This is a genomic window from Bradyrhizobium sp. WYCCWR15520, assembly GCF_056174665.1.
Genome location: NZ_JBWBWM010000023.1, coordinates 99,298 through 124,945, shown reverse-complemented (window position 1 = coordinate 124,945; position 25,648 = coordinate 99,298). Strand labels below are relative to the sequence as shown.

28 protein-coding genes are annotated in these 25,648 nt (G+C 62.7%); 10 read left to right on the top strand and 18 right to left on the bottom strand.

Annotated features, from left to right (window positions below; genetic code table 11):
- Positions 1–18: 18 nt before the first annotated feature.
- The 4 genes from AC0QUY_RS25810 to AC0QUY_RS25795 all read right to left on the bottom strand — a co-directional run bounded on the left by AC0QUY_RS25810 (position 19) and on the right by AC0QUY_RS25795 (position 5,557).
- Positions 19–1,053, bottom strand: coding sequence for a D-alanine--D-alanine ligase family protein (locus AC0QUY_RS25810; RefSeq protein WP_161850863.1), 1,035 nt, complete (start codon positions 1,051–1,053; stop codon positions 19–21).
- Positions 1,050–1,817, bottom strand: a complete 768-nt coding sequence (locus AC0QUY_RS25805) for a putative zinc-binding metallopeptidase (RefSeq protein ID WP_475389016.1) — start codon at positions 1,815–1,817, stop codon at positions 1,050–1,052. Before AC0QUY_RS25805 ends, AC0QUY_RS25810 begins: the two co-directional genes overlap by 4 nt.
- Before the next feature lie 366 nt (positions 1,818–2,183).
- Positions 2,184–3,860 carry a tetratricopeptide repeat protein gene (locus AC0QUY_RS25800; RefSeq protein ID WP_475389015.1) on the bottom strand — a complete coding sequence of 559 codons (1,677 nt, stop codon included), beginning with the start codon at positions 3,858–3,860 and terminating at the stop codon, positions 2,184–2,186.
- Positions 3,861–4,183: 323 nt separating this feature from the next.
- Positions 4,184–5,557 carry a tetratricopeptide repeat protein gene (locus tag AC0QUY_RS25795; RefSeq protein WP_475389014.1) on the bottom strand — a complete coding sequence of 458 codons (1,374 nt, stop codon included), beginning with the start codon at positions 5,555–5,557 and terminating at the stop codon, positions 4,184–4,186.
- Between the two features lie 280 nt (positions 5,558–5,837).
- Here AC0QUY_RS25795 and AC0QUY_RS25790 point away from each other — a divergent pair, with 280 nt between their 5' ends.
- The 4 genes from AC0QUY_RS25790 to AC0QUY_RS25775 are packed head-to-tail and all read left to right on the top strand — an operon-like array spanning position 5,838 to position 9,446.
- Complete coding sequence (locus AC0QUY_RS25790) at positions 5,838–6,404, top strand: hypothetical protein (RefSeq protein WP_475389012.1); 567 nt, start codon at positions 5,838–5,840, stop codon at positions 6,402–6,404.
- Positions 6,401–7,600 carry an AAA family ATPase gene (locus AC0QUY_RS25785; RefSeq protein WP_475389011.1) on the top strand — a complete coding sequence of 400 codons (1,200 nt, stop codon included), beginning with the start codon at positions 6,401–6,403 and terminating at the stop codon, positions 7,598–7,600. Before AC0QUY_RS25790 ends, AC0QUY_RS25785 begins: the two co-directional genes overlap by 4 nt.
- Positions 7,601–7,602: 2 nt before the next feature.
- Positions 7,603–8,931: a tetratricopeptide repeat protein gene (locus AC0QUY_RS25780; protein ID WP_475389009.1), complete on the top strand. Its 1,329-nt coding sequence runs from the start codon at positions 7,603–7,605 to the stop codon at positions 8,929–8,931.
- Positions 8,931–9,446, top strand: coding sequence for a hypothetical protein (locus AC0QUY_RS25775; RefSeq protein ID WP_475389007.1), 516 nt, complete (start codon positions 8,931–8,933; stop codon positions 9,444–9,446). Before AC0QUY_RS25780 ends, AC0QUY_RS25775 begins: the two co-directional genes overlap by 1 nt.
- Before the next feature lie 51 nt (positions 9,447–9,497).
- Here the strand turns inward: AC0QUY_RS25775 and AC0QUY_RS25770 are convergent, their stop codons facing one another.
- Positions 9,498–10,688, bottom strand: a complete 1,191-nt coding sequence (locus AC0QUY_RS25770) for a YbfB/YjiJ family MFS transporter (RefSeq protein ID WP_475389006.1) — start codon at positions 10,686–10,688, stop codon at positions 9,498–9,500.
- A gap of 93 nt (positions 10,689–10,781) precedes the next feature.
- A complete protein-coding gene (locus AC0QUY_RS25765; protein ID WP_475389004.1) occupies positions 10,782–11,645 on the bottom strand; it encodes an EamA family transporter in 864 nt (287 codons plus the stop codon).
- Between the two features lie 244 nt (positions 11,646–11,889).
- Between AC0QUY_RS25765 and leuB the strand changes: the two genes are divergently transcribed.
- Both leuB and AC0QUY_RS25755 read left to right on the top strand, forming a co-directional pair.
- Positions 11,890–13,002 (top strand): 3-isopropylmalate dehydrogenase, encoded by a 1,113-nt coding sequence (leuB, locus tag AC0QUY_RS25760; RefSeq protein WP_475389002.1) that lies wholly within the window; start codon positions 11,890–11,892, stop codon positions 13,000–13,002.
- Positions 13,003–13,165: 163 nt separating this feature from the next.
- Complete coding sequence (locus tag AC0QUY_RS25755; RefSeq protein ID WP_475389000.1) at positions 13,166–13,804, top strand: DapH/DapD/GlmU-related protein; 639 nt, start codon at positions 13,166–13,168, stop codon at positions 13,802–13,804.
- A 56-nt stretch (positions 13,805–13,860) separates the two neighbouring features.
- Here the strand turns inward: AC0QUY_RS25755 and AC0QUY_RS25750 are convergent, their stop codons facing one another.
- Together AC0QUY_RS25750 and AC0QUY_RS25745 are read right to left on the bottom strand one after the other, a co-directional pair.
- On the bottom strand, positions 13,861–14,244 hold the full coding sequence (locus AC0QUY_RS25750; RefSeq protein ID WP_475388998.1) for a hypothetical protein: 384 nt from the start codon (positions 14,242–14,244) through the stop codon (positions 13,861–13,863).
- 222 nt (positions 14,245–14,466) lie between these two features.
- Positions 14,467–15,198 carry a hypothetical protein gene (locus AC0QUY_RS25745; protein ID WP_475388996.1) on the bottom strand — a complete coding sequence of 244 codons (732 nt, stop codon included), beginning with the start codon at positions 15,196–15,198 and terminating at the stop codon, positions 14,467–14,469.
- 189 nt (positions 15,199–15,387) lie between these two features.
- Between AC0QUY_RS25745 and AC0QUY_RS25740 the strand changes: the two genes are divergently transcribed.
- On the top strand, positions 15,388–16,422 hold the full coding sequence (locus tag AC0QUY_RS25740; protein WP_475388995.1) for an aspartate-semialdehyde dehydrogenase: 1,035 nt from the start codon (positions 15,388–15,390) through the stop codon (positions 16,420–16,422).
- Positions 16,423–16,528: 106 nt separating this feature from the next.
- On the opposite strand, the gene AC0QUY_RS25735 is transcribed toward AC0QUY_RS25740, so the two are convergent.
- Positions 16,529–17,176 carry a carbonic anhydrase gene (locus AC0QUY_RS25735; RefSeq protein WP_475388994.1) on the bottom strand — a complete coding sequence of 216 codons (648 nt, stop codon included), beginning with the start codon at positions 17,174–17,176 and terminating at the stop codon, positions 16,529–16,531.
- A gap of 120 nt (positions 17,177–17,296) precedes the next feature.
- Here AC0QUY_RS25735 and AC0QUY_RS25730 point away from each other — a divergent pair, with 120 nt between their 5' ends.
- Positions 17,297–18,175, top strand: coding sequence for an HpcH/HpaI aldolase/citrate lyase family protein (locus tag AC0QUY_RS25730; RefSeq protein ID WP_475388992.1), 879 nt, complete (start codon positions 17,297–17,299; stop codon positions 18,173–18,175).
- 62 nt (positions 18,176–18,237) lie between these two features.
- Here the strand turns inward: AC0QUY_RS25730 and AC0QUY_RS25725 are convergent, their stop codons facing one another.
- The 4 genes from AC0QUY_RS25725 to AC0QUY_RS25710 all read right to left on the bottom strand — a co-directional run bounded on the left by AC0QUY_RS25725 (position 18,238) and on the right by AC0QUY_RS25710 (position 20,896).
- Positions 18,238–18,651, bottom strand: coding sequence for a hypothetical protein (locus AC0QUY_RS25725; RefSeq protein ID WP_475388990.1), 414 nt, complete (start codon positions 18,649–18,651; stop codon positions 18,238–18,240).
- 253 nt (positions 18,652–18,904) lie between these two features.
- On the bottom strand, positions 18,905–19,693 hold the full coding sequence (locus tag AC0QUY_RS25720) for a glycosyltransferase family 32 protein (protein WP_475388989.1): 789 nt from the start codon (positions 19,691–19,693) through the stop codon (positions 18,905–18,907).
- Between the two features lie 60 nt (positions 19,694–19,753).
- The gene (gene leuD / locus AC0QUY_RS25715; RefSeq protein ID WP_065744777.1) at positions 19,754–20,359 is read right to left on the bottom strand and encodes a 3-isopropylmalate dehydratase small subunit; all 606 of its coding nucleotides are present in this window, start codon (positions 20,357–20,359) and stop codon (positions 19,754–19,756) included.
- 138 nt (positions 20,360–20,497) lie between these two features.
- Complete coding sequence (locus AC0QUY_RS25710) at positions 20,498–20,896, bottom strand: metallopeptidase family protein (RefSeq protein ID WP_161856292.1); 399 nt, start codon at positions 20,894–20,896, stop codon at positions 20,498–20,500.
- A gap of 111 nt (positions 20,897–21,007) precedes the next feature.
- Between AC0QUY_RS25710 and AC0QUY_RS25705 the strand changes: the two genes are divergently transcribed.
- Positions 21,008–21,334 (top strand): hypothetical protein, encoded by a 327-nt coding sequence (locus AC0QUY_RS25705; RefSeq protein WP_475388987.1) that lies wholly within the window; start codon positions 21,008–21,010, stop codon positions 21,332–21,334.
- 138 nt (positions 21,335–21,472) lie between these two features.
- Here AC0QUY_RS25705 and AC0QUY_RS25700 read toward each other — a convergent pair whose 3' ends face one another.
- Positions 21,473–21,790, bottom strand: a complete 318-nt coding sequence (locus tag AC0QUY_RS25700; protein ID WP_475388986.1) for a hypothetical protein — start codon at positions 21,788–21,790, stop codon at positions 21,473–21,475.
- 155 nt (positions 21,791–21,945) lie between these two features.
- On the opposite strand from AC0QUY_RS25700, the gene AC0QUY_RS25695 reads away from it, so the two are divergent.
- Entirely contained in the window at positions 21,946–22,239 is a 294-nt protein-coding gene (locus tag AC0QUY_RS25695; protein ID WP_475388985.1) for a hypothetical protein, read from the top strand.
- Positions 22,240–22,539: 300 nt separating this feature from the next.
- Here the strand turns inward: AC0QUY_RS25695 and AC0QUY_RS25690 are convergent, their stop codons facing one another.
- The 4 genes from AC0QUY_RS25690 to rplS form a co-directional block, all read right to left on the bottom strand.
- Entirely contained in the window at positions 22,540–22,902 is a 363-nt protein-coding gene (locus AC0QUY_RS25690) for a hypothetical protein (protein WP_475388983.1), read from the bottom strand.
- A gap of 229 nt (positions 22,903–23,131) precedes the next feature.
- Positions 23,132–23,341: a hypothetical protein gene (locus tag AC0QUY_RS25685; protein WP_475388982.1), complete on the bottom strand. Its 210-nt coding sequence runs from the start codon at positions 23,339–23,341 to the stop codon at positions 23,132–23,134.
- 102 nt (positions 23,342–23,443) lie between these two features.
- Positions 23,444–24,850, bottom strand: a complete 1,407-nt coding sequence (gene leuC / locus AC0QUY_RS25680) for a 3-isopropylmalate dehydratase large subunit (protein ID WP_161850846.1) — start codon at positions 24,848–24,850, stop codon at positions 23,444–23,446.
- 349 nt (positions 24,851–25,199) lie between these two features.
- Positions 25,200–25,580, bottom strand: a complete 381-nt coding sequence (rplS, locus tag AC0QUY_RS25675) for a 50S ribosomal protein L19 (protein WP_057837799.1) — start codon at positions 25,578–25,580, stop codon at positions 25,200–25,202.
- Positions 25,581–25,648: the final 68 nt, after the last annotated feature.

Genomic DNA, 25,648 nt, shown 5'->3' with positions numbered 1-25,648 from the left:
CCCGTTTGATGCTGCCTTTCAGCCCACGGATACGCCTGCCTTTGCCCGGCTTATTCCGAGCGCCAGAATGCGATGCAGCAGGTCCGGGTAATCCAGGCGGTCATGCAGAGCCGCGGTAGCGAACTCCTGGCTCTTTGCGATTTCGGGATTGGGGTTCGCTTCAATGAAATACGGCGTGCCGTCGGCAGCGAGGCGAAAGTCGATGCGCGCGTATCCATCGAGCCCTAGCGTTCGGTAGATGCGTTTTGCTATTCGCTGAATACGGGCGTGTACTTCCGGCGCAAGATCCTTGGCCGGCCCATCTTCGATTCCGACCCGCTCCTGATAATCGGGATCGTGTTTGACCTTCTGGGTGGCAATGTGCCGTGCGCCCTGGCCGCCCATGCTGCCGAATTTCAATTCCCAAACCGGCAGGACGCGCAGCCTGGTATTGCCGAGCACGCCGACGTAGAGCTCACGTCCCTCGATATATTGCTCGGCGATGGCGGCAGTTCCGACCCGCTCGTGAATGAAGGCGACGCGCTCTGCGAGCTTCTCGTCCGTATCGACGATGGACGCTTGCGAGATACCGAACGATCCATCCTCGTTCAAGCTCTTGACGATCAGCGGCAGCGCAAGACGTGCTGGTCGGTTGACCTTGCGGCGCATCGGAAACACGGCGAAGGCCGGCACCGCGATCCGGCGATGGTGCACCAACGTCTTGGACAGATCCTTGCCGCGCGCGAGGATCAGGCCACGCGGATTGCACCCGGTATATGGGATCTTCATCAGCTCGAGATAGCTTGGAATGTGCTGGTCGTACACCGGCTCATGGTGAAACTGCTCGAGCAAGTTGAACACCACATGCGGCTTGAAATCTTCGATCTCGTCGCGCACCGGCTTGATTTCCTCCTGCACGCCGAGTGGGTGAACTTCATGGCCAGCCGCACGCAAGGTGCTCACGACGTCGAATTCTGTTTTCCATTCATTGATTTGCCGCGCGGTGTATCCGTCGGTAGAGTCCGGGGGCATGAAGTCCGGATGCATCAGCACTAGAATGCGCAGGCGTCTCATAGAGCGATCCATTTGCGCCGCGATGGGCCGAACAGCGCGTGCATGGTTTTGGCGGTCAACAGTATGGTGAAATTGATCACCAGCTTCTGTCTGGAGCCGACGGCACGCAGATCGAGCTCGCGGCAGCGGGCGATCATGTCGTCAAGCACAGCATCAAGCGTAAGTTGGTTCTCGCCCGTCCATCGCGCAACCATCTGCCTGATTTGAGCCCGGTGCCGCCTGATAAAGAGCGAAGCCGGTTGCTCCCGGCGATGCCGTGGATCGGCGGAAAAGAGCCGGGAGAGGTCACGGTCGTAAGTCTTCGGCGCCTTGAAGGCGTAGAATGCCTGCTTTTTTTGATAGTGGTCGCCAAGCGTCTGACTGAGCTCACGGAGCGGATCGACACGCTCCCGCGTCGTGATTAGCGGTCGCTTCCCGGCGATTTCGTCCATCAGTTCGTCGACATATTCGAGTTTCTTCAGTGCTGGCCAACCGGCATATCGCGTCCGCCAGTTCGACCGCGGCCGCAGCCACACCGCGAAGGTTTCGGCAAAATCTTCGTCCGGATGGCTCTGCGCGTACCAGAGCCGAAGATGCTGGACATAACTCCGGCTAGCTGGATTGGGCCGGTAGTAACGCGGGTAGTGTTTCGAGGACGGGCCGAACAGCTGCTGCCAGCGCCGGCGGCGTTGCAGCTGGTAGGCGTGCTGTATGGCGTGGCCTGCCTCATGGCGGAGAATGGCCATGCACTCGGACCAGGTGCCGCCCTCGACGTCGAGCATCATTTTCTTCTCGATCTTCATCAGGCGGGGATGGGCGAGATAGAATGGAATGGCAATACCGGGCACATCTGCCGGGCTAAACCATTCGCTCGATACCCATGCATGCGGCCGCAGCCGGATGTCCCGCGCTCCGAGCTCTTCATAGAGAGCGCTGAGACAATCTTCGAGCCAGGTGTCTTCGACCGTCACCCTCAGACTGCTGAGGCGTTGCTTGAGCAGCTGCTCATCCGACAGTTTTTCCCAAGTATATTTCCGCCGTGGCATAGGCATCCAGAAGTCATAAACACCGAAGCCTGGATGTTGTCATAGGATGCCGCCGGCAACAACCGCCGAGCCTTCGCTGCGTGCCCATTGCGGCGCCGCGAACGATTACGCGGCCGCCATGTCCATGCGACGACAGAAGCAGGACGCCTTGATCGGAATCTCCGCGCGGGCCTGCGCCAGGTCGAGCCGCTGCCTGATCAGCGCCGACTCGGCCTTTTCGCCGCGACGGACCAGGCATTCGTGCAGGCCGTGCAGTGACCACAAATTGTCGGGATGCTGGCAGGCGCGGCTCAGCTTGCCGTCAAGCCCGAGGTCGGAGCGGTATACCGCCTCGGCTTCCTCGATCCGTCCTTGCTCGAGGAGAAGCGCCCCTAGCGCATGTCGGGTCGGCTGCATCCATCCCCACGGCTCGTCATAGGGCAGTCCGTCGCTGAGTTCGACCGACCTGCGCAGGTGCGCGAAGGCCGTGTCATGGTTGCCCTTCCGATACTCCAGCTCGCCGTCCAGCATCGCTTCGGCCACGCCCAGGAGATCGACGATCTTGTTGTTGTGGACGCGGCGGCTCTCGGGCACGCGGGTCTTCGCCGCCATGAACAAGGCCTTCTCCGTCTCGGCTTCGGCGACATTGCCGAGCGCCGAATGAGCGACCGCCCTGGCGTAGTGCATCATCGCAACATTCGAGCAGTAGAGGTCGCGATCCGCCGGGAGTTCTTGTGCGATGATCTCGCGCCATTTGCCGAAGCGCACCAGCACGTGCTGCTTCATCGTCAGATAGCCTTCGAGGAAATCCGCCATCGGCGGCGATTCGATCCGCAACACCGCCTCGGGAATCGTGGCGATCAGTTCCTCGGCCGCCGCGATGGCGGGCGTGTACTGGCCGAGGAACATGGCGCCGTAGATCGCAAAGTGGAAGTTGTGAATGACATAGACGAGGTAGACACCCGGGTCCGCCGAATAGGCGAGGAACCTGCGGTCGGTCGCCAGCGCCTTCTGGTTATAGACAAGGACGTCCTTGTAGTGTCCGCACAGCACGTCGAGATGTGTCGCCATGTGGATGAGATGGCCGGAATCCGGGACGATCTCGCGCAAGCGGTCGCCGGCGCGCAGTGCGGCTTGCGGAAACGGCGACATCTCCATCAGGTGGACGTAGAGATGTAATAGGCCCGGGTGATCCCATGCAGCGGGGACCCGCTCGAGCGCGAATTCCAGCACCGCCCTGCATTCCTCGGTGCCCGCTCCCGCCGGTTTGCCGGAGGGCAGGTCCCACATCTGCCACGGCGTCTCGTTCATAAGCGACTCGGCAAAGACCGCCCGGACGTCGAGATCGTCGGGATAAGCATCGAAGATCTTGCGCATTTCCCTGGTGTAGGCCTTGTCCCAAGGCGCCATATCGTCGATCGCCTCGCGTTGCGGATAGCGCGCGCGGAGGGCCTGGATCATCGCTTGCTCGACCGGGCTCGCCTTGCCGGCATGCGCAAGGGCGGCCTGCATGGCTTCATAAGATGCCGATAGCGCCATCTGCCGTCCGAGCGGATCGTAGCGAACCCAGGGCAGGTTGTAGTTCGGACCCGCGGCATAGCTGATGCCCCAGTGCGCCATGGCGCATTCGGCGTCGTGCTCCAGCGTCTTCTGGAAGCACTTGATCGCTTCGGCGTGGTTGAACCCGAACAGCCAGTTGAGGCCCCGGTCGAACCAAAGCTGAGCGTCAGGTGATGAGGTGGTGATTTTGCGGCTGTACGGCCCGAGATCGAAATAGGTCATGCCGGTTCGTCCCTGCTCCATGATCGCTTCCCCCAGCTGAGTCGCCGATTGCTTTGGGATGTTAGCTGTCTGGCTTAGTGCTGCTTACGTGCGTCGCCGAGTAGGCACCTTACCACAAAGAGACATCACTTTATTCCGCAAACTGCCGCCGGCGCTTGTTCCCTTTGGGCCCGACGCATCCGAGTTATGCGGCTACAAGGGAGGCTTCCGGGAGGACCAGGGGTTTAATTCGTTTAGCGGGAGTTGGCGCTACTTTGGTCGTGATCTTGGCCACCCCACGCGCGTCGCGCAAGGCTATCTTCAGTGGCCGGTCCCTGAAAGGCTCTGCTTTGCCCGATCATGCTCTATCGCGTCGACAACGGCGAAAGTCCTTTCGATATCGTCAGTCGGTTTGTGCGGAAGAACTGCTCCCGGATCTGGCGTGCCACTTCACGCGCATTTTTTGCGTCAGAATTCGATAATTGCTTTTCCACGTTTGTCAGGCGCTCCGCGGCATGCGACGTCGGCTTGGCGTCATTCGCTAATCGGTAGAATGCAGCCGCCTGCACAAGGTCAATTGGAACGCCTTGGCCGGTTTCCAGCGCCGTCGCATAGGCAAACGTACAGCGATCGTCCAACGTCTCTTCGCTGCATTTTTTCCATAGCTGCGCGCCGCGTTCAGGAGCGTGATAGGCCTTGGACATCAGATAGAATGTGCCGAGCCAGAACATAGCGTTGGCGTCGCGCTGCTCGGCTGCGCGTGACAACCATTGGATGGCCGGGCCAGGATCCGTGGTGAGCTGCTGGTTGTAGTCGGCGAGCCTGGCAAGCCCAAATTCAGACTGCGCGCCGCGATGACCGAGCTCAGCGGCCTTGAGCATCCAGGTCTCACCGTCAGCGGTGTTCTTGGCGGTGCCAATTCCCTTGATCAATATGATGGCGTACTGAAACATAGCCTTCACGTCGCCTTGTTCGGCGGCGCGGCGCAGCAGCGCCGCCCCGCGCACGGGATCAACCCGCCCGACCCAGCCGGTGAAAAATCCATCTGCGAGCAAGTAGGCCGCCTTGCCATCTCCTGCGTCAGCGGCCTCTTGCAGATACTGCCGCCCAAGGTCGGCATCCCTGGAAAGGCCGCCGCGACCGGCCAGCAGCACGACACCCAGCACGGACTTCGCGTTGGTGTCGCCTTGGGACGCCGATTGCCTGAGCAGTTCGGCACCTTTCGCATGGATCCGCGGGTCGGGCGATGCGACTGCGACGGTTCCCCGTATTAGCTGGACCGAGGGGTCATCCGCGTCTGTACCTGTCAGCAGGCTGTCGACCCGACCGATGTCGCCGGTCCTGATCGCCGCGGTCGCTGCGATCAGTTTAGAGCGGAGTGGCTCTGTTCGTTCCGAAAAATAATTCTCGTCGAACATGACTTCCTGGATCGTCGGCAGCGTCCAACTATTGGAGCGATTGGATTGGACCGCAGGGTCGGCTGCACGCGGCGCGGGAAGGCTCGAGTTCGGCCCCATGAAATTCAGACCATGCAGGTTCAGTCCGTGGAGAAAGCAGAGCACGACAGCGCCGATGACGCTGAACTCGAAAAATCCACGAAAACTCGGATCGCCGCGCCAAGCGCCCAGGAATACCTGCCAAGGGCTTTTCGAAACGATCGGAATGGCAGGCCCGGTCATATGCATGCAGCTTTTCCGCACGACGGTTTCCGTATTTGTTGGCGGCGCGCCCGAAGCCATGCGCCAGGATGACTTACGAACAATGAAGTGTCGGTTAAGCGCACCGTCATGCTGATTCGAAGGCTTTCAATCGAGACGGTGCGACGCATAGCTATTCACTGATGGCTTTGAACTTTGCAGCGGCAACGCCGATCCGCTCGGCTCCGACCATTCCAAGTTGATGCAATCCGCTAGCTGGTCGTTAACCCTGCCTTGCGTCGCGAAATAGGAATGCCGGCCAAATTAACATTGCGCTGGGAATCCCCATGCAACCTCTCCGCGCAATCTCCGGGGAACCCGCATGCCATCCGAAAATAGCGAGCCGCAGCTCGAGCTTCCATTGGCGCTCCCTGCCAAGCAGGTGTCGTCGTTCGTGCCGGCGATGTTGCTGCTTGGCCTGATCGGCGGCGGCGTCTTTGCCGCCACGGACGGCGACAGCAAGGCCACCACGAAAATTCCCTCCCGCCCCGAAGACCTCTCGGCCAATGTCGTTACCTTCGTTTCACCCGATGATCGCGCTGCCGTCGCCTCGGCGGTCGCCGCGCTGAAAGTCGCACCGCCGCAACGCGCCGAGATCGCGCAGGCGGTGGTCGAACGCCGCCAGCGACTTGGCTGGATCGTCTTTACCGACAGCATGGATCCGGACGGCGACACGATCGCGGTCGAGGCCTCCGGGCTGACGCAGCAGATCGTGCTGACCAAGAGCTGGACACCGGTTGCAGTAGCGCTGGCAGATAGCGGTCCGATCGGCGTCACGGCGCTACGCGACGGACAAGGCGGCGGCGTTACCGTGGCGTTTGCGACCAGCAGCGGCACGATGCCGATGCGCATTCTCCGGCCAGGCGAACGGATCGAGGTGGTGCCATGATGGGAATGTCGCCCTGGCTCGGCCGGCTGCTCTTGCTTCTCGCCCTCATCACCATCGACCACGCCTCCGCCCCGCTCGCCGTCACGCTGGTGATCGGCGCGGCCGGCGCGGCCATCGCCATCTTTCTCTATCGTGGTTCTTATCTCCCGGGGTTTGTCATGGATATTCTGGATCGGCTTTCCAACAAGACTAGTCTGCAGGAAGCTTATGAGAAGCGAGCCCAGAGCTTGATCACGATTGACGCCGAGGATCTCGCGGCGCGCATCAGCGCGCGCGTGGTCGGCCAGGACGAGGCCATCCGCGCGATCGCCCAGCAATTGCGGCGGCGCATCGCCGCGCGGCGGCTCGACAAGCCGGTCGCCGTGTTCTGCCTCGCCGGCGCACCTGGCGTTGGCAAGACGCATTTCGCTAAAATTCTGGCCGAAGAGCTCTATGGCGGGCGCAGTCATCTGCACTTCTTCGACATGAGCCAGTTCGGTCAGCCGCACGCCGCCGCCAGCCTGTTCGGCCAGGCCCGCGGCTATGTTGGCTCCAATAGCTACGGCTCGATGACGGCGGCGCTGCGCGACGTGCCAAACGCGATCGTGCTGCTGGACGAGTTCGAGAAGGCCCATTCGGAAGTGCACAAGCGCTTCCTCACCGCGTGGAACGACGGCTTCATCACCGAGGTCAGCGACGGCGCTCGCGTTGCGACCAATGAAGCGATCTTCATTCTCACCACCAACGCCGCCTCGCGACGTATCGGAGAGATCGCCGAGCAGAGCAACGAGACTGCGGAGGAACTCGGGCGCCTGGCGAAGGGTGCGCTGGCGGATGCCCAGTTCGCGCCCGAAGTGTTGTCGCGGATCGACGACGTCTTCGCGTTCCGGCCGCTCAAGGGGCTGGACATCGCGCGCGTCGTTGCGCTGGAGATCGAAGCCATCGCGCTGCAGTTCAACCTTCGGATCGCCGGCGGCGGCATCGATCCACGGATCCTGATGCAGGCCATCGACGCGCTCTCCGGCCGCATGCAGGGCGGCGTCCGCGACATGACGCGCGCCATCGAACGTCAGATCACCGACGGCCTGATCGACGCGCGCGCCGCCGGTGCTGTCGAAATCCGGCTGATGCAGGACGGCGAGCGTGTCCGTGTCGAGGCCGCCGCCGGCCATCGCGAACAGTTCGCAGCGCGCCTGCAACGCGCGACCGCTGGCTGATCATGGCCGGTCAATCGCATATCCTGCAGGGTCAACGGAAGAGCGCCTTCCGCCTCTTCCTTGATCTCTATGCAAGCAACGCCACGTTCCGCGGCTTCTGCGAGTTCGCCGTCATTGGCGGCATCGTGCTGCTGTTCATTCACGGATTGCAGTCATTCTCGGGCATCGGCAATGCGGCGCGAACCGCGGTGGCACCAGCCGAGTTGACCGATCTGGATGTCAGGTCGCAGAGTGATATTACAAAGCTGGCGCGCCGCAACACCAGCATGGTGCCGCAACTCGGCGACCTCGGGCTCGACGAGCGAATTTTTGCCGGCGACCCGGAGCCGCAACGGACCATGCTGATGGAAGCATGGCGGGCCTATCGCGCCAAGAATTCGCTCAAGGCGCTGGAATTGCTCGAGACGGCCGGATCGGACGATGCCCATGTGTTGCTGGTCCGCGGGCTGGCGACGATGGCGCAGCCGCAGAACGGCGCGCTACGCAGCGGCGTTCTCTATGTCGAACAGGCCGCGGGCAAGGGCGACGCCAAATCGATGGCGGTACTCGGTGTGCTGCACATCATCGGCGTTCCCGGCATTCAGCACGACCTCGAGAAAGGTCAGAAGCTCATTCGAAACGCTGCCGCCAAGGGCGACATCGAGTCCTCTCGCATCGCCGGCCAGGGCTATCTTTCGGGATGGATGGGCAGCATCGATCCCGGTCGCGCGGCGAAATATTTCAAGTTCGCCGCCGATCGCGGTGATGCAAAGTCATCGTTCCACCTCGCCGAGCTCTATTTCACTGGCCGGGGCGTTGCGAAGGATGAACTCGAGGCTGATCGGCTGACGGAAAAGGCCGCCGCTCAAGGCTATCGCGAGGCGCTGGCATTCGTGGGCGTGCGCCGGATGCAAGCCTATGCGCAGGGGATTTCCGACGATCCGTCCAGCGCGCTGAAATGGCTCGAGCGCGCCGCAGAGCAGAACGAACCGACGGCGCTGCTGACGCTTTCAATGTACTACACGGAATTCGCCGCCCGTTCGGGCCAAAAGGACATGGTTAAGGGCGTTGCGTTCCTGAACCAGTGCGTCGAGCGCACCGAGCACCCCGCCTGTGCAATGGCCTATGCGACCACTCTCGACAACGGCTTTGGTCGCCGCGATGTCAAGGCCATCTACGCTATGTACCAGCTCGCAAACCGCGATGGCCGCAACAACAAGGCCCGTGCACGCATGGCCGAGCTGGCCAAGGAACTGTCAAACGCTGAACTGCTGCAAATTCAGCTAGACGCCGGCAAGCGCCCGATGCAGCCGAACGCCGACCTGCCCCGTTTTTCGGACGTGAAACCATGATGGCTACAAGAGCCGGCAAAATCGCCGCGGCGCTGTTCGCGCTCTTTCTTGCCTACTTCCTTAGCATGATCCTGGGTTACCCGACCGAGCCGAAGGTGATTGGGGGCGTCGATCTCGACCGACCGATTCCGCAAGCCATTCCCTGGACGCCGGTCTATTATCCGATGCTCCTGTCGGCCGCCTTCGCTTACTGGATCTGGCCGACCAAGGCCTATGCCAGCCTAGCCCGAAGAATGGCCGGTGGAACTTTTGCAATCCTTCGGACCGCCTTCTTCACGCTGTTTATTTCATTTTTCTGCGCAGTCTTCGGGGAGTTTTACTTGTCTCTTCCGAATCTGACGAAGATAGAAATCCTGCTGGGGCCGGTGGGCGTTTTCCTGGGGGCGTTACAGGGAACGGTGATGTTTAGCACGGTTTCCGCGTTGGGCTTCACTTTGATCAGTGTTTTCGTCGGATCGTTGATCGCGCTTGGCGTCCATGTCGCATCGAAGCATTTGTCGGCGCCGGCCGGGTAACACTGAATTTTGCTTCGCGGTCAGTGCTGCTTCGATCATCCATCGAGTGGCCTACGCTTTCTGCTCCACCTTTCCCTGAAACGCCGACAGCACCGCACCCAGCGCCAGCATTGCGGCGGAAACGTTCAGCGCGAACGACAGGCTGTCCACGGCGTCCGTGATCGCGCCGACCACAATCGGGCCGAGCGCCTGGCCGATGCCGAATGAAATCGTCATCGCCGCAATCGCTGTCGGCCAGGCCTGCGGCGGATAGTTGAAGCGGACGAAGGCGGTGGTAGAGCCGACCACGGCGAAGAAGGCGACGCCGAACACGAGCGCCGATATCGCGAGCAGCCACACCGATTGTCCGAAGATCGGCAATGCGGCGCCGATCGCATTGACGCCGAGAATGATCGTGGTGGCGAGGCCGCCGCGATCGAGCGCGAGTACGCGCCGCCACACCCACGGCGTCACGAATGCGCTGATGCCGATCAGACTCCAGAACGCGCTCTGGGCGGCCGCGCCGCCGCCGGCATCGCGGACATAGGCGATCATGAAGGTCATGTAGGCGATATAGCCGGCGCCGAACAGGAAGTAGCCGGCGAGGTAGATCACGACTGGGGCAATCGCGAATCTGGCCGTTGCCGTTGCGGCAGCCGTCGCGCCGTCATGAAGCGGCGCGAGCAGCACCGGGATCGTCATGGCGACCGCAAGCGCCGTCATCGCCCACCAGACGATCCACCACGAGCCGGGCCCAAACCCTTGCAGTACAAACGGGGCGACCAGCCCGGATGCGAGAATGCCGATCCCGGGTCCGGCATAGAACAGGCTGAGCAGAAAATTCGCCCGCTCGGGCCGCGACTGCGCAATGGTCGCAGCGAGCGTGCCGCCGCAGACGAATCCGGCCGCGGCGCCGACGCCCGCCAGCAGCCGCGCGAAGCTCAGGACGTAGAAATTGCCCGTGATGGCGCACAGCGCCAGCGACAACACGCAAGCCAGCGTTCCCCAGCGCACCGAAGCGACCAGGCCAAATCGCCGGATCATGCGCGAGGCGAGCAGCGCGCCCGCGAGATAGCCGGCCGCATTGACCGTGTTCATGAAACCGGCCGCAGAATAGGACCAGAGCAGCGTATCGCGCATATCAGGCAACACCAGCGCATAGGCGAAGCGGCCGATGCCGAGCCCGACGGTGGGTGCCAGCGACAGGATCAGGATTAGCCGCGCGGGATGGGCGTATGTCTGGTGAATGTGTGGGAATCGCACGTCAGGCTCCGGCAATCCGTTATTCTGGCAGGCAGCGCGGGCATTGCACAGGTGCGCCGTTCGCAACAGTGTCGTGCCAATCCTGCAACGGCATCAGCCGATCAAGACCAGCACGACGCCGAGCACGGTCAGCGCGGTGCCCGCCACGATGCGCGCGGTGATTTCGATGTGCTTCAGCACGACGGCGCTTAAGCCCACCGTGACCAGCGGATAGATCGCAGCCAGCGGCGCCACCAGCGTGATCGGGCCGTTGCGGACCGCTGCGAACAGCGTGAGCGCGCTCAGTCCATTGCTGATCCCGGTCATGGCGAACCAGAAAAGCCCGGCGCGGGGGGCCGGCACCAAAAAGCTGCCGGTGCGGGCGCGCTGAACGGACAGCACCACCAGCGACGACATGACGTAGCCGACCAGGCAGGCCCAGAGCGGGCTTGGCCAGACCGCAAGCCCGAGCTTGACCACCGGCGGCACGATGCCGCGGATCAGCGCGCTGCACAGTGGCAATAACAGTGCCCAGCTCCGCCAATGGCCGAGGTCGCGAGGGCGGGTTACCGTGATGATCGCGGCACCGGCGACGGCAACGAGGAGACCGAGCAGTTGCGGCGGCTGCAGCGGCTCGTGCAGCAGAATCACCGCCGTCGCCACCGCAAACAGCGGCGCGAGGTTGCCGAGTGTCGAGGTAATGACGGGTCCAAGCGCCCGGTTCGAGGCAAACGTCAAAAGCGTCAGCGAGGCCGGAAAAAACAGGCCGATGGCGATGAAGATCGGCAGGCCGGCCCAGACCACGGGCTCGCCCTGGAGGATCAGCGGCGACAGCAGAAGGAACAGGAGCGTGAAGGAGGGAACGCTGATCGCGGCTCCCGATAGCGGATCGACGGTCCGCAGGCCGAGTTGCGCCAGGACGACCCCGGCGCCCAGGAAGAACGCCGAGGCAAAGGCGTAGATAATGGCTGCGGTCATGAGGTCCGTCTTGGTGCCTTCTTGAGGGGGCTTGCGGGCTGCTCGTTCCCTGCTTTTTTGACCTGTCTGCGATGCCTTGCCAATCCGCTTCCGGCGTTTTAGCACTCCGCCCGGATTTCCTTCGCTTGTCATGCCCGGGCTCGACCCGGGCATCCATCCATCTTCAGAAGATTTTGCGAAGCGGGATGGATTGCCGGGTCAAGCCCGGCAATGACGACAAACAGCAATATCGAGGTAAACGACCATGGCGACCCATAAATTGCTGCTTCTCCCCGGCGACGGTATCGGCCCCGAAGTGATGGGGGAGGTGCAGCGCCTGATCGACTGGATCAACGCGCAAGGCATCGCGAAATTCGAGACCGAACAGGGGCTCGTTGGCGGCTCCGCCTATGACGCGCACAAGGTGTCGATCTCCGAAGGCGACATGGACAAGGCCAAGGCCGCGGACGCCATCATCTTCGGCGCGGTTGGCGGTCCGAAGTGGGATAGCGTGCCCTACGAGGTGCGGCCCGAGGCTGGTCTCCTGCGGCTGCGCAAGGATCTCGGCCTGTTCGCCAATCTGCGGCCTGCGGTGTGCTACCCGGCGCTGGCCGAGGCTTCCAGCCTGAAGCGCGAGGCGGTCGAGGGCCTCGACATCATGATCGTGCGCGAATTGACCGGCGGTGTCTATTTCGGCGAGCCGAAAACCATCACCGATCTCGGCAATGGCCAGAAGCGCGCCATCGATACCCAGGTTTACGACACCTATGAGATCGAGCGCATCGGCCGCGTCGCCTTCGATCTGGCGCGCAAGCGCCGCAACAAGGTGACGTCGATGGAGAAGCGCAACGTCATGAAGTCGGGCGTGCTCTGGAACGAGGTCATGACGGCCGTGCATGCGCGCGAATACAAGGACGTGACGCTGGAGCATCAACTCGCCGATTCCGGCGGCATGATGCTGGTGAAGGCGCCAAAGCAGTTCGACGTCATCGTAACCGACAATCTGTTCGGCGACATGTTGTCCGATATCGCGGCGATGCTCACGGGATCGCTCGGCATGCTGCCCTCGGCCTCGCTCGGCGAGATTGACGCCAAGACCAAGAAGCGCCGCTCGCTGTTCGAGCCGGTGCACGGCTCCGCCCCCGATATCGCAGGCCAAGGCCTCGCCAACCCGATCGCGATGATCTCCTCGTTCGGAATGGCGCTGCGCTATTCCTTCGATATGGGCGCGCTGGCCGACAAGGTCGACGCGGCGATCGCCGCCGTGCTCGCCAGCGGTCTTCGTACTGCTGATATCAAGTCCGAGGGCACGACGGCTGCCTCAACCACGCAGATGGGCGAGGCTATTTTGAAGGAGTTGCAGAAGCTGCACGCGTGAGTGATGTAAGGTCGTAGCCCGGATGGAGCCAACGGGTCGCGCGAATGCGCGCCCGATGACAGGCTCCGCGAAATCCGGGGCCTATCTCGCAAGCGGCGGCAGGATTCCCGGATTTCGCTTCGCTCCATCCGGGCTACGCGCTGTACTTCATCGGAGCCGGTTCATGGACGCGTCGCATCGACCCAAGATCGCGGAAACAATCATCCATGAAACGGTGCGCCTGCGCGAGGCGAAGATCGGCCGGCGTTGCGAAGTCCTGGGCAATACGCGCATCGAATATGCCTCGCTCGGCGACTACTCCTATCTCGGGGAGAATTGCGAGGTCGCCGACGCCGTGATCGAGAAGTTCACGGCAATCGCCAACTCGGTCCGGATCGGCGCCCCGAACCACCCGATGGGCCGTCCGTCCCAGCATCGTTTCACCTATTGCCCGGAATATTACGAGGCGACGGCGACGCGGGATCGCGATTTCTTTGCGGAGCGTCGAAGCGACCGGGTGATCGTCGGCAACGATTGCTGGATTGGCCACGCCGCCATCCTGCTACCGGGCGTGACGGTCGGCGACGGCGCTGTCATTGCCGCGGGCGCTGTCGTCAGTCGTGATGTGCCGCCCTATACCATCGTCGGCGGCGTTCCTGCGCGCCCGATCCGTCAGCGCTTTCCGGATGCGGTTGCCGAAAGCCTCCGCCGTATCGCCTGGTGGGACTGGCCCGATGAGATCATCTTCGAGCGCCTGAGCGATTTTCGCTCAGAAGCGATCGATCAGTTTTGTGAGCGCTACGATCCGGCGTTCGCTCGCTGAAGGTCACAAAAAATGCCCGGTCTCGACCGAGCATTTTTTCATCTGGCGAATCCCGCTCAATACGGCGGGAGCGGGACGGTCAGCGGGTAGCCACCCATGTCCGACGGCGGGTTAAGCGGCTGGCGGTCGATCGGGCGGTTCAGGTTTTCGCGCGCGAACGTTGGGTACCCGAACGGCGACGGAAACGCGTAGTCCTGGAACTTGCGGTCGCCCGGCAACACTTCGGTGCCGGCATCGAGCCAGGAGCGGGTGGTGACGTAAACGCGAGTGCGGCCCTGCTGGTACGAGCGATTGGGACCGTTCGCGCCGTAATAGGGGCGGCCGTCCCGGTCATATTGCTGCCTGGACTGGGCGCTGGCGGAGGTCGCGCTGACCGCGACGAGGGCGGCGGCAGCAAGCATCATCGCGAGCTTGCTCGCAGCAGGGAATTTTCGGGTCATTGCATCCTCGTCATTGTCCGCCCGTGACGGGCTGGCGGATCGCCAAATCTGTGGTTGTGCACATTGTAGCCACGGCGGGACTATCGTCGCTAGGTCAATTGCGCCACACCGCGACGGAATAATACCTCGCGAAGCGAAAAAGTTTCATGAAAACCAGTGTCTTGGCCGCTTGCTGCCACAATTGTCAGGGGCGGCCGAAGGCTTAGCCCCGCCGACGCCGGGCTACAGGGCGCCGCGCAGCCGCGGATTATCCGCGCCCATCACCCAGTCCGCGGACAAGACCGGTGCGCCCGATGTCCCGCAGTCGCTGCGCCTGACCTCGGCGCGGGCAAACAATTCCGCCAGCTTAGCGTCGCTGCCGGCCGTCAGCAGCACCAGCCGATTCAGCATGCAGCCGATCGCGGCGCGGCGGGCGGGGACATCCTCGCCCAGGCATGACCAGCCCGAGAGACGGAATTTCGGTTCATCGACATGTTTGAAAAATCGCAGGCAGGCGCGGGCGGCCTCGGTGCCGCCGACGCGGCGAAACAGGGTCACGGCGCCGAATTTGCTGTCAATGATTCCGGCAGCCTCCAGCTCGCGTGCGCCCGGCGGATCCATCCGTGCGGCGAGGTAGCCGGCCGCCGAGCCGACCTGGTCGATTTCTTCACCCGGGCGATAGATTTCGAGTTCAGCAACCGGCGTACCGCCGGCGCCGCTCCAGTGGAACACGTCCTTGCGGCCGCCCTCGGGGTGTCTGAAAATTTCGTAAGTCTCTGTCTTGCCTGGAAAAACGAACTGGCTGACGGCAAAGGCCGGCGCCGTGCGTCCGGCCTGGCTCCAGGTCTTGGGCGAGGCCTCCGTCGCCGTGACTTCCGGGAGATGCTGCCATAGCGCGATACCGCCAATGGCCATCAGCGCCAGCGTCATCAGATAGGCGCAGAGCCGTGCCAGCGTGCCGCAGACTTCGTCCACAAAGCTTGCCAGCGCCGGGTGAATTCTCGCCCTATATTGGAAATTGGCCGTTCTGGCCGGAAACGAATGCATCAAACGCCCAAACGCAACCGTCACACGTTGTCATAAGGGCGTTTCTCGCATAGAAGCGCTGCCTTCTCCCTTTCCGCCTGAGGCGGCGGGGCGGCATTTTTCCTCGGAGAGTGAACGATGGGTTACAAAGTCGCTGTCGTCGGTGCGACCGGCAATGTCGGGCGCGAAATGCTCAACATACTCGACGAGCGCAAATTCCCCGCCGATGAGGTCGTGGTGCTGGCCTCGCGCCGCAGCGTCGGCGTCGAGGTTTCCTATGGCGACCGGACCCTGAAAGTCAAAGCGCTCGAGCACTACGACTTCTCCGACGTCGATATCTGCCTGATGTCGGCCGGCGGCTCGGTGTCGAAGGAATGGTCGCCCAAGATCGCCGCCGCCGGCGCGGTCGTGATCGACAATTCGTCGGCCTGGCGGATGGACCCGGACGTGCCGCTGATCGTGCCGGAAGTGAACGCGGACGCGGCCAAGGGTTTTGCCAAGAAGAACATCATCGCCAATCCGAACTGCTCGACCGCGCAGCTGGTGGTGGCGCTGAAGCCGCTGCACGACAAGGCCGTCATCAAGCGCGTCGTGGTCGCGACCTATCAGTCGGTCTCCGGCGCCGGCAAGGATGCGATGGACGAACTGTTCTCGCAGACCAAGGCCGTCTACACCAATGACGAGCTGGTCAACAAGAAATTCCCCAAGCGCATCGCCTTCAACGTCATCCCCCACATCGATGTCTTCATGGAGGACGGCTACACCAAGGAAGAGTGGAAGATGATGGCGGAGACCAAGAAGATTCTTGATCCCAAGATCAAGCTCTCCGCCACCTGCGTGCGCGTGCCGGTGTTCGTCGGCCATTCCGAGGCCGTCAACGTCGAGTTCGAGAATCCGATCACCGCCGATGAAGCGCGCAACATCCTGCGCAACGCGCCGGGCTGCCTCGTCATCGACAAGCAGGAGCCCGGCGGCTACGTCACGCCCTATGAGTCGGCCGGCGAGGACGCAACCTATATCAGCCGCATCCGCGAGGACGCGACGGTGGAGAATGGCCTCGCGCTGTGGTGTGTCTCCGACAATCTGCGCAAGGGCGCTGCGCTGAATGCGGTGCAGATCGCCGAATGCCTGATCAACCGCAAGCTGATCAGCGCGAAGAAGAAGGCGGCGTAAGGGGAATTCGTAGGGTGGGCAAAGCGAAGCGTGCCCACCATTCAGCATTGCGGTCGACGATAGATGGTGGGCACGGCGCGTTGCGCCTTTGCCCACCCTACGGCACCTACGCCGCTTCCCGCACGCTGCGGAATTCCTTCGCTTCCTGATCGAGCACGAACAGCGAGCCCTCGGCGACGCCGAAATAGGCGCCGTGCAATTCCATCTCGCCACGCTCGACGCGGGAACGCACGAACGGGAACGTCATCAGGTTTTCGATTGAGCGGAAGATAGCGGCCTTTTCGATCCTGACGGTGAAGTCCTGCATCGTTTCGCGCTCGCGCTGCTCGACGATTTCGCCCGGCTTGATGAACATCGCCATCCAGCGGCCGATGAAATCGCCCGGCGACAGCGGGTCGATCTTGTCGATGAAGGCGCGGATGCCGCCGCACTGGGCGTGGCCGAGCACGACGATGTGCCTGATACGGAGCACGTTGACGGCATATTCCAGCGCCGCCGAAACGCCGTGGGCGCCGCCGTCCGGCTGATAGACCGGCACCAGATTGGCGACGTTGCGCACCACGAACAACTCGCCAGGGCCGGCATCGAAAATCACTTCCGGCGAGACGCGGGAATCGCAGCAGCCGATCACCATCACGGCGGGCGACTGGCCGCGCTCGGAAAGTTCCCGGTAGCGCGTCTGTTCGGTGGGCAGCCGCTGCGAGGTAAAGGCCCGGTAGCCGTCGAGCAGATGTTGCGGGAATGACGTTGTCATGTTGCCTGTGCCTGTTCTGGGTCCTGCCTAACCACAAGCCGATGACCGGAACAAGGCTTTCGGACCTGGGTTTGAAATGTTAGGGCGTGGGGCTCAAAACGCCCCAGAGGAAACCAGCCCATGACCCGTCCGCGCCGCAGCCTGTTGTTCATGCCGGGATCGAACGCGCGGGCGCTGGAGAAGGCGCGCAATCTGTCCGCCGACGGCATCATTCTGGACCTTGAGGATTCGGTGGCGCCTGACGCCAAGGCGATGGCCCGCGACCAGATCGCCAAGGCGATTGCGGCCGGCGGCTTCGGCAAGCGCGAGGTGCTGATCCGCGTCAACAGTCTCGATACGCCGTGGTGGGTCGAGGACGTCACCATGGCGGGCAAGGCCCGGCCCGACGGCATTCTGGTTCCCAAGATTTCCACCGTTGCCGATCTCAACGCCATTGCGAACCGCCTGAGCGATATCAACGCCGATATGTCGATCCGGGTCTGGGCCATGCTCGAGACCGCGCGCGGGGTGCTCGATGCGGACAAGCTGGCAGCGGCATCGAAGGATTCCGAAACAAGGCTCGCCGGCTTCGTGTTCGGGCCCAATGATATCTCGCGGGAGACGCGGATCCGGATGCAGCCGGGCCGCGCGGCGATGATCCCGATGATCACGCATTGCATCCTGGCGACGCGCGCGCATGGGCTCGAAATTCTCGACGGTCCCTACAGCGACATCAGCAATATCGACGGCTTCGCCACCGAATGCGCGCAGGGCCGCGATCTCGGCTTCGACGGCAAGACGCTGATCCATCCGAGCCATATCGAGGCCTGCAACGCCATCTTCACGCCGCCGGCCGAGGAGGTCGAGCAGGCGCGCAAGATTATTGCGGCGTTCGAACAGCCGGAAAACGCCTCGCGCGGCGCGATCCAGCTCGACGGACGGATGGTGGAGCGGCTCCACGCCGACATGGCGCGGCGGACGATCGCGATTGCGGATGCAATCGCTGCGATGGGGCACTGAAATCTTTTGCTAGTAGCGTTCTTGCCTTCTCCCACAAGGGGAGGAGGAAGAGAGCACGCGCGTTACGAAATGACCCGCGGGCCGAGGCCGTTGATCGTGTCGGCATTACCGCAATACTGCTCATAATGCGCAGCCGCCGTGCCGGCAGCGAGATCGCGCTCGCACTGGCGCTTGTGGATGCACATGGAGCAGACGCGCTCCATGTCACGGAGCACGAGAGGCTCGGTGCGCGATAGACTCACCTGGTCGATACCGAGCGCTGTCAGCATCTTCGGCAGTTCATCAGCGGCACGCGGACCCTGGCGGACCAGCGCCTCAGGATCGGCGGAAGACATCCGCAGATCGCTCGCGATCTGGCCGAAATTCGCGGCGTCCATCTCGCGCATTTCCCTAAGTTCGCGCTGGCGTTTCAGCCATTCGCCGAAGATATCGACCATGCGGCTGACGGTTGGATAGGGCTTTTCCTGAACGGTCATGGCACGGCTCCCTTGGGTCTGATGTCCCATGGTGAGCGCAAAGCCTGCGCACGTCATTGCGCTGGATCAAATTTGGGAGCGCGGCCCGCACGGCTCGCTCTTTTCCTTCTCCCCTTGTGGGAGAAGGTGGCGCGAAGCGCCGGATGAGGGGTTCTCTCCGCGGAGACAGACCCCTCATCCGTCTCGCTGCCGCTGCGCGTCAGCGATCCACCTTCTCCCACAAGGGGAGAAGGGAAGGGTGCCCCCGACAAAACTATCTGCCGAACTTCTCCACCGCCCATGCGTAAAGGCTGCCCGGGATCGGCGCCTGACCACCGCGGCCCTTTGGCGAGATGTGCAGACCGATAATTTCGGGATCGGCGAGCAGGCCCGCAAAATCTGTCGGCTCGAAGAACAGCTTCGGCTCGGCGTGCACCGCGTAGAACGACTGTTTCGGTAGTGCGTGCTGCAATTCGTTCGAGCGGCGGGCGAGCGCGGTGAGCGCGGCGGGGCCGTAGATGGCGACGCGAATGTCGGAAAGGCGGCTCGACCTGTGGCGCAACTGGCGCAGCATGAAGGTGAGGCGATGGCGCAGCGCCAGCCAGTCCGGCGTCAGATCCTCTTGCTCCATCAGGTCCTCGAAGGCCCGCACGATCGGATCATTCGCAGGCAGGTACAACACCGAGTTGCCGAGCTGGCGCCGGCGCTCCCACGCAAAATAGGGCTTGGCCGGATCGATATCGATCGGTTTGAGCAAGAGCACGTCGGCGTCGAGCCACAGCCCGGCGCGCTCGGCCATCAGCCGCATGCGGAAGAAATCGCTGAACTGCAGGATGGTCCAGTCGCGCCAGCTACCGTCCGGTTCGGGCGGGCGCAACCGTTCAGAAAAGGAGTGCGGCAGGATCGCTTCTGCTTCAGCATTGCTGACGCCGTCGGGCAGGCCGGGCAAGGGATCGAAACTGTAGACGGTGACCCTGTGGCCGGCGGCGACCTGCGACCGGAGGCAGGTCAGCCGCAACCCGTCGAGCCGGCCGTGCCAGAAGGTGACGACGTCAGGCCGCATTCGCGTCGCCTCCGCACATATGAAAAGAGCCCCGATTTGGTCGGGGCTCTCCTAGCACAATCACGCCCAGGCGCGCTCTTTCTTCAGCTTCGCCTCGTAGTCGTCGATCGACGACTTCTTTTCCATGGTCAGGCCAATGTCGTCGAGGCCGTTCATCAGGCAGTGCTTGCGGAACGGATCGATCTCGAACTTCACCTTGCCGCCGTCGGGACCGCGGATCTCCTGGTTGGCGAGATCGATGGTCAACGTGGCGTTGGCACCGCGCTCGGCGTCGTCGAACAGCTTGTCGAGGTCTTCCTGCGAAACGCGGATCGGCAGGATGCCGTTCTTGAAGCAGTTGTTGTAGAAGATGTCGCCGAACGAGGTCGAGATCACGCAGCGGATGCCGAAATCCAGCAGCGCCCACGGCGCGTGCTCGCGGCTCGAGCCGCAGCCGAAATTGTCGCCGGCGACCAGCACCTTGGCGTTGCGATAGGCCGGCTGGTTGAGCACGAAGTCCGGATTCTCGCTGCCGTCGTCCTTGTAGCGCTGTTCCGAGAAAAGGCCCTTGCCAAGGCCGGTGCGCTTGATGGTCTTCAGGTACTGCTTCGGAATGATCATGTCGGTGTCGACATTGATGATCTTCAGGGGGGCAGCTACGCCTTCCAATGTGGTGAACTTTTCCATCGATCGCACTTCCCGGTTGAAAAGGTGGGACGGGCCGCTGATTTATCGCGAATATGGCCCCGGCAAAAGGCTAATTTGCGCATAGGCCGCCTGTTCTGGCGCGTTTCGGACAAACAGGCGGCCTGTCCGGGGGAAGCCCTAGCCCGCGTTGGCCTCGATCGCCTCCATATCGGCGTCCGAAAGTCCGAAATGGTGCCCGATCTCGTGGATCAGGACGTGGCGGATGATGTGGCCCAGCGTTTCCTCGTGCTCGGCCCAGTAGTCCAGGATAGGCCGGCGATAGAGCCAGATCATGTTGGGTAGGCGGGCGACGTCCTGATTGCTCTGCTGCGGCAGGCCGATCCCCTGGAACAGGCCGAGCAGGTCGAATTCGCTTTGCGCCTGCAACTCGTCCAGGACTTCGTCGGTCGGAAAGTCGTCGACGCGGATGATCACGCCCTGGCACAGGGTTCGAAACGTCTTTGGCAGGCGCTCGAACACTTCATGCGCCATGGCTTCCATCTCGGCGAGCGAGGGGGCTTTTGCTTCGGTCCACATCAGGACGTATTTAGCGTGTGTTATGTCCCAGCGCATAATGGTTTTGCGGAGTTGACCTCGGCGCTCCAATCGGAGACCGTGCGGGCGCTATCAGGCTTGGGTGGGCTTAAGATGAAACGGATTGTGACGGTTGCAATTTGGGCTGTTTTTGCGGGGCTCCTGCTGCCGGGTGCGGTAGCGCAGGCCCAGACGGCAGCGCCGGAACTGCGGATCGCACAGGCACCGCAGCCGGTTGTCACGGATGTATCCGCCCAGCGCCGCCGTCCGTCGCGGCGCGTGCCGATCTATCGGCAGGAGGAATGGGCGCCCGACGTCTGGCCGCGCTACAACCCCGGCCCCAATGCCGTTCGCGACTGCACCGCGCATTACGTGCAGGAGTACCGGCCGAGCGGCACGGTGATCACTCCGCGCATGAACTGCTACTGGCGGCGCGGCTGAACGCTTCCATTTGTCGTTGATGCGTTGTCCGTCGCGATCGCCGTGAATCCATCACGGTGATAGGCGCGTTATCTGCGCGCGCAGATCACAGCGAAAGCAGCGGCATCCGTTCATCTTCGTGGCGCATTCATTCAGCGGCTATTCAAGTCGCGGGCGCCAGATTGCGTGCAGCGTTGCGGCGAGCAATTCGACGCAGACGTGGTACCCGATCCAAGGAGAGGATTTATGCAGTTCACGAAAATGCTGGGACTTGCGGCCGTTGGCGCATTGCTTGCGTTCGCTGCGCCAGTCGAACGCGCCAATGCGCTGTCGCTCAGCAATCCCGGTGGCGCCGCCGCGGTTCAGGAGGACGCCAGGCTGGCGACGACGGAAGTTCATTGGCGGCACCATCGCCACCACCATCATTATCGGTGGCACCGCTGGCATCATCGCTACCACCACCATCATCACCATCATCGCCACTGGCATCGCTGGTAAGTGCGACAGCCAGACGCAGCGACCGAGCAGGCCCGTTCATATGCGGGCCTGTTTCGATTGGAGCCGTCGCCTTGAAACCGGCGAGATTTCTGCCCGATGTCTTTGACATCGAGATTGGCAGGGAGAAGTCCGTCATGAAGAGCTTGATCGGGGCAGCCTCTGTCGCTGCGCTCGTGGTTGCCGCACCGGCAGCGATCAATCCGGCCGCCGCGGCGCCACAGACGAAACTGCAGAGTGCCGGCACTTCCGGTGCCACGGATTTCAGCGCACACCGCTATGTCAGGCGCTCCCATCGGCACTATGGCTATCATCGTTCGCACTACTACCGGCCTTATTATTACGCACGGCCGGTCTACTATCGGCCATATCCCTATGACACACCGGCGCCGTTCACCTTCGGCATCGGGTTTGGACCGCTCTGGTGGTGAGACATCGCAGCTGAAGGTCTGCGATGCGTTGATCATAATGCACAGCGCATTCATGGCGCGTTCACGTGGCTGTCTCTAACGTCACGTTGGGAGCGACCGCAAAGGGATGCGACGGGGCCAACCGCAGTGCGGCGCAAGGCGCCGTCGCCGGTTAGGGAGGATTCACCCATGTCGATATCGGATCCCGGACGCGGCCTTGTCCGCCGTCTGGGCGTTACGGCTGCGGCGGTGTTCGCGCTCGCAGCGGCATCACAACAGCGCGCCGAGGCGCTTTCGCTTGCGAGCCCGGGCACGGCGCAGTCAGCGAAATATGCAACCGATGGACTGGCTACCCAGGTTCAACACCGCGGTGGGATGGGCGGCGGCGGTTTCCGTGGCGGTGGCGGTGGCGGCGGTGGCTTCCGCGGCGGCGGTGGCGGCGGCGGTTTCCATGGCGGTGGCTTCCGCGGCGGCGGTGCGGCATTTCATGGCGGCGGCTTCCGCGGTGGCGGCGCGGCCTTTCACGGCGGTGGGTTCCGAGGTGGTGGGGTGGCGATCCACCGTGGAGGTTTTCGTGCGGCGCCCGTCTTCCATGGCGGCGGACATCGCTTCGTACATCGTCACGCGTTCCACCGGCCTCACGTCTTCCATCGGCCACACTTCGGCCACCGGCGCTTCTTCCATCGTCGATTCTACTATGCGCCGGCCTACTATTCGTACTACTCGTACTACCCGGCCTACTATTATCCCCGCCGTTGCCGCGTGATCTGGACCTATTACGGACCGCGCAGGATCTGCAGACCTTGGTATCGGCCCTACTGGCACGCCCGCTACTACGGTTATTGGTGAGAGCAGAAGCGAAACAGGCGCCCCAATCGGGCGCCTGTTTTCTCGGGGCAGGGAATGTTGCGGACTACCAGTCCTTACCTTCCCAAGGCTTGATCTTCCACGGAGTGAGCTTCTCCATCCGCCATTGCTGCCAGTGTTCCGGCGGCCAGTGACTGAGGCGGGAGGCTTCCTTGGTGGCGACGGGCTGCAGGTCGACGATGCGCGACGTCATCCGGCGTCGCGCCTGCCGCGTCGCCTCGCTGATCATATCGACAAATTCAGGCTTGTCCGTCACGGCCAAAGTCCCTCGCGAAAACTCCTTCGCAAGGGACCAGTGTGCGCTCTGCCTGTTAACGCAGCGTTGCGGGAACGCCTCGCAATCTAGACAAAGAAAGTGTTAACGCCAGTCCCGGACGTCGACGAAATGCCCGGCGATCGCGGCTGCCGCGGCCATCGCCGGCGACACCAGATGGGTGCGGCCCTTAAAGCCCTGGCGACCCTCGAAATTGCGGTTCGAGGTCGAAGCGCAGCGCTCTTCCGGCGCCAGCTTGTCGGGGTTCATCGCAAGGCACATCGAGCAGCCGGGCTCGCGCCATTCGAAGCCGGCCTTGATGAAGATCTTGTCGAGGCCTTCGGCTTCCGCCTGCTCCTTCACGATGCCGGAGCCCGGCACGATCATCGCATTGACGTGGGCATTTACCGTCTTGCCCTCGGCGATCTTCGCCGCTGCGCGCAGGTCCTCGATACGGCCGTTGGTGCAGGAGCCGATGAAGACGCGATCGAGCTTGATGTCGGTGATCTTCGTCCCCGCCGTCAGGCCCATATATTTCAGCGCGCGATGTTTTGAGAGCCGCTTGGCCTCGTCCTCGATCTTGTCAGGATCGGGCACGAAGCCCGAGATCGACACCACATCCTCGGGCGAGGTGCCCCAGGTCACGATCGGCGGCAGCTTCGCCGCGTCCAGTCGGATCTCGTGGTCGAAATGCGCGCCTTCATCCGAGCGCAGCTTTTCCCAGTAGCGCATCGCGGCGTCCCAGTCGGCGCCCTTCGGCGACTTCGGGCGTCCCTTGAGAAATTCGAACGCCTTTTCATCCGGCGCGACCAGGCCGGCGCGGGCGCCGCCTTCGATCGACATGTTGCAGACCGTCATGCGGCCTTCCATCGTCAGCGCGCGAATGGCGTCGCCGGCATATTCCAGCACGTAGCCGGTGCCGCCGGCGGTGCCGATCTCGCCGATGATGGCGAGGATGATGTCCTTGCCGGTGACGCCGTCGGGCAATTTGCCGTCGACCACCGCGCGCATGTTCTTCGCCTTCTTCTGGATCAGCGTCTGCGTCGCCAGCACGTGCTCGACTTCAGACGTGCCGATGCCGTGCGCCAGCGCGCCGAACGCGCCATGGGTGGAGGTGTGGCTGTCACCGCAGACGATGGTGGTGCCGGGCAGCGTAAAGCCCTGCTCGGGGCCGATCACGTGCACGATGCCCTGGCGCTTGTCGAACTCGTCGTAGTATTCGACGCCGAACTCCTTGGCATTCTCGGCCAGCGCCTTGATCTGCTCGATGCTTTCAGGATCGGGATTGGGCTTGGTGCGGTCAGTGGTCGGAACGTTGTGATCGACGACGGCCAGCGTCTTCTCCGGCGCGCGCACCTTGCGGCCGGAGGCGCGCAAGCCTTCGAACGCCTGCGGCGAGGTCACCTCGTGCACCAGATGGCGGTCGATATAGAGCAGGCAGGTGCCGTCTTCGGCTTCGTGCACCAGATGGTCGTTCCAGATCTTGTCATACAGCGTGGTCGGTTTGGACATGAGCGTAAGCTCCAAAGGAAATTCTGTGTGAGCGGTTGAGCGCGGAACGCGCGCCAGCAATGGACGTCAGCGCAGCATCAAGCTGCGCGCGTAAGCTCTGACGTCGCCGAAGTCGCGAACCGTCCGAAGAACCGGCCGGGCAGGCGCGAGCGATCGTCGATGACGATCCTTCTGATGGAGCCGAAGGCGGCGCTGGTGCGATCTAGAACCATTCTGAATTTCTAACACAGGCTCCTCGGCCGCCACAATCAATCGATGCGGCAGGGGGCATTGCCTAGATAGGCATAGCGCAACAAAAAAGCGCGGGGTTTTTGCCCCGCGCTTTTGTCACATCCCGTTTCGGGAAAAATTACTCGCCGACGGCAGCGGCGCGGTCCTGCTTCTCGACGATGCGGGCCGACTTGCCGCGCAGGTTGCGCAGGTAATACAGCTTGGCGCGACGCACCTTGCCGCGGCGCACCACCTTGATCGAGTCGATCATCGGCGACATCACCGGGAACACGCGCTCGACGCCTTCGCCGTAGGAAATCTTGCGGACGGTGAAGCTCTCGTTGAGCCCGCCGCCGGAACGGCCGATGCAGACGCCTTCATAGGCCTGCACGCGGGTGCGCTCGCCTTCGACCACCTTGACGTTGACGATCACGGTGTCGCCGGGGCCGAATTCCGGAATCGACTTGGTTGCCGACAGTTTTTCGAATTGCTCTTTTTCGAGCTGTTGAATGAGGTTCATTGAAATCTCCATCGGCGGCGCGCCCGGCAGCGGGCTGCGCGACGTCCATCTATCCTGTAGCGCGTATT

Excerpts from the sequence above, each read along its gene's own strand:
- AC0QUY_RS25810 (WP_161850863.1), bottom strand. The coding sequence starts at position 1,053 with ATGAGACGCCTGCGCATTCTAGTGCTGATGCATCCGGACTTCATGCCC.
- AC0QUY_RS25805 (WP_475389016.1), bottom strand. The coding sequence starts at position 1,817 with ATGATGCTCGACGTCGAGGGCGGCACCTGGTCCGAGTGCATGGCCATT.
- AC0QUY_RS25800 (WP_475389015.1), bottom strand. The coding sequence starts at position 3,860 with ATGGAGCAGGGACGAACCGGCATGACCTATTTCGATCTCGGGCCGTAC.
- AC0QUY_RS25795 (WP_475389014.1), bottom strand. The coding sequence starts at position 5,557 with ATGGCTTCGGGCGCGCCGCCAACAAATACGGAAACCGTCGTGCGGAAA.
- AC0QUY_RS25790 (WP_475389012.1), top strand. The coding sequence starts at position 5,838 with ATGCCATCCGAAAATAGCGAGCCGCAGCTCGAGCTTCCATTGGCGCTC.
- AC0QUY_RS25785 (WP_475389011.1), top strand. The coding sequence starts at position 6,401 with ATGATGGGAATGTCGCCCTGGCTCGGCCGGCTGCTCTTGCTTCTCGCC.
- AC0QUY_RS25780 (WP_475389009.1), top strand. The coding sequence starts at position 7,603 with ATGGCCGGTCAATCGCATATCCTGCAGGGTCAACGGAAGAGCGCCTTC.
- AC0QUY_RS25775 (WP_475389007.1), top strand. The coding sequence starts at position 8,931 with ATGGCTACAAGAGCCGGCAAAATCGCCGCGGCGCTGTTCGCGCTCTTT.
- AC0QUY_RS25765 (WP_475389004.1), bottom strand. The coding sequence starts at position 11,645 with ATGACCGCAGCCATTATCTACGCCTTTGCCTCGGCGTTCTTCCTGGGC.
- leuB (WP_475389002.1), top strand. The coding sequence starts at position 11,890 with ATGGCGACCCATAAATTGCTGCTTCTCCCCGGCGACGGTATCGGCCCC.
- AC0QUY_RS25755 (WP_475389000.1), top strand. The coding sequence starts at position 13,166 with ATGGACGCGTCGCATCGACCCAAGATCGCGGAAACAATCATCCATGAA.
- AC0QUY_RS25750 (WP_475388998.1), bottom strand. The coding sequence starts at position 14,244 with ATGACCCGAAAATTCCCTGCTGCGAGCAAGCTCGCGATGATGCTTGCT.
- AC0QUY_RS25740 (WP_475388995.1), top strand. The coding sequence starts at position 15,388 with ATGGGTTACAAAGTCGCTGTCGTCGGTGCGACCGGCAATGTCGGGCGC.
- AC0QUY_RS25735 (WP_475388994.1), bottom strand. The coding sequence starts at position 17,176 with ATGACAACGTCATTCCCGCAACATCTGCTCGACGGCTACCGGGCCTTT.
- AC0QUY_RS25730 (WP_475388992.1), top strand. The coding sequence starts at position 17,297 with ATGACCCGTCCGCGCCGCAGCCTGTTGTTCATGCCGGGATCGAACGCG.
- AC0QUY_RS25725 (WP_475388990.1), bottom strand. The coding sequence starts at position 18,651 with ATGACCGTTCAGGAAAAGCCCTATCCAACCGTCAGCCGCATGGTCGAT.
- AC0QUY_RS25720 (WP_475388989.1), bottom strand. The coding sequence starts at position 19,693 with ATGCGGCCTGACGTCGTCACCTTCTGGCACGGCCGGCTCGACGGGTTG.
- leuD (WP_065744777.1), bottom strand. The coding sequence starts at position 20,359 with ATGGAAAAGTTCACCACATTGGAAGGCGTAGCTGCCCCCCTGAAGATC.
- AC0QUY_RS25710 (WP_161856292.1), bottom strand. The coding sequence starts at position 20,896 with ATGTGGACCGAAGCAAAAGCCCCCTCGCTCGCCGAGATGGAAGCCATG.
- AC0QUY_RS25705 (WP_475388987.1), top strand. The coding sequence starts at position 21,008 with ATGAAACGGATTGTGACGGTTGCAATTTGGGCTGTTTTTGCGGGGCTC.
- AC0QUY_RS25700 (WP_475388986.1), bottom strand. The coding sequence starts at position 21,790 with ATGATGGTGATGATGGTGGTGGTAGCGATGATGCCAGCGGTGCCACCG.
- AC0QUY_RS25695 (WP_475388985.1), top strand. The coding sequence starts at position 21,946 with ATGAAGAGCTTGATCGGGGCAGCCTCTGTCGCTGCGCTCGTGGTTGCC.
- AC0QUY_RS25690 (WP_475388983.1), bottom strand. The coding sequence starts at position 22,902 with ATGGAAGAAGCGCCGGTGGCCGAAGTGTGGCCGATGGAAGACGTGAGG.
- leuC (WP_161850846.1), bottom strand. The coding sequence starts at position 24,850 with ATGTCCAAACCGACCACGCTGTATGACAAGATCTGGAACGACCATCTG.
- rplS (WP_057837799.1), bottom strand. The coding sequence starts at position 25,580 with ATGAACCTCATTCAACAGCTCGAAAAAGAGCAATTCGAAAAACTGTCG.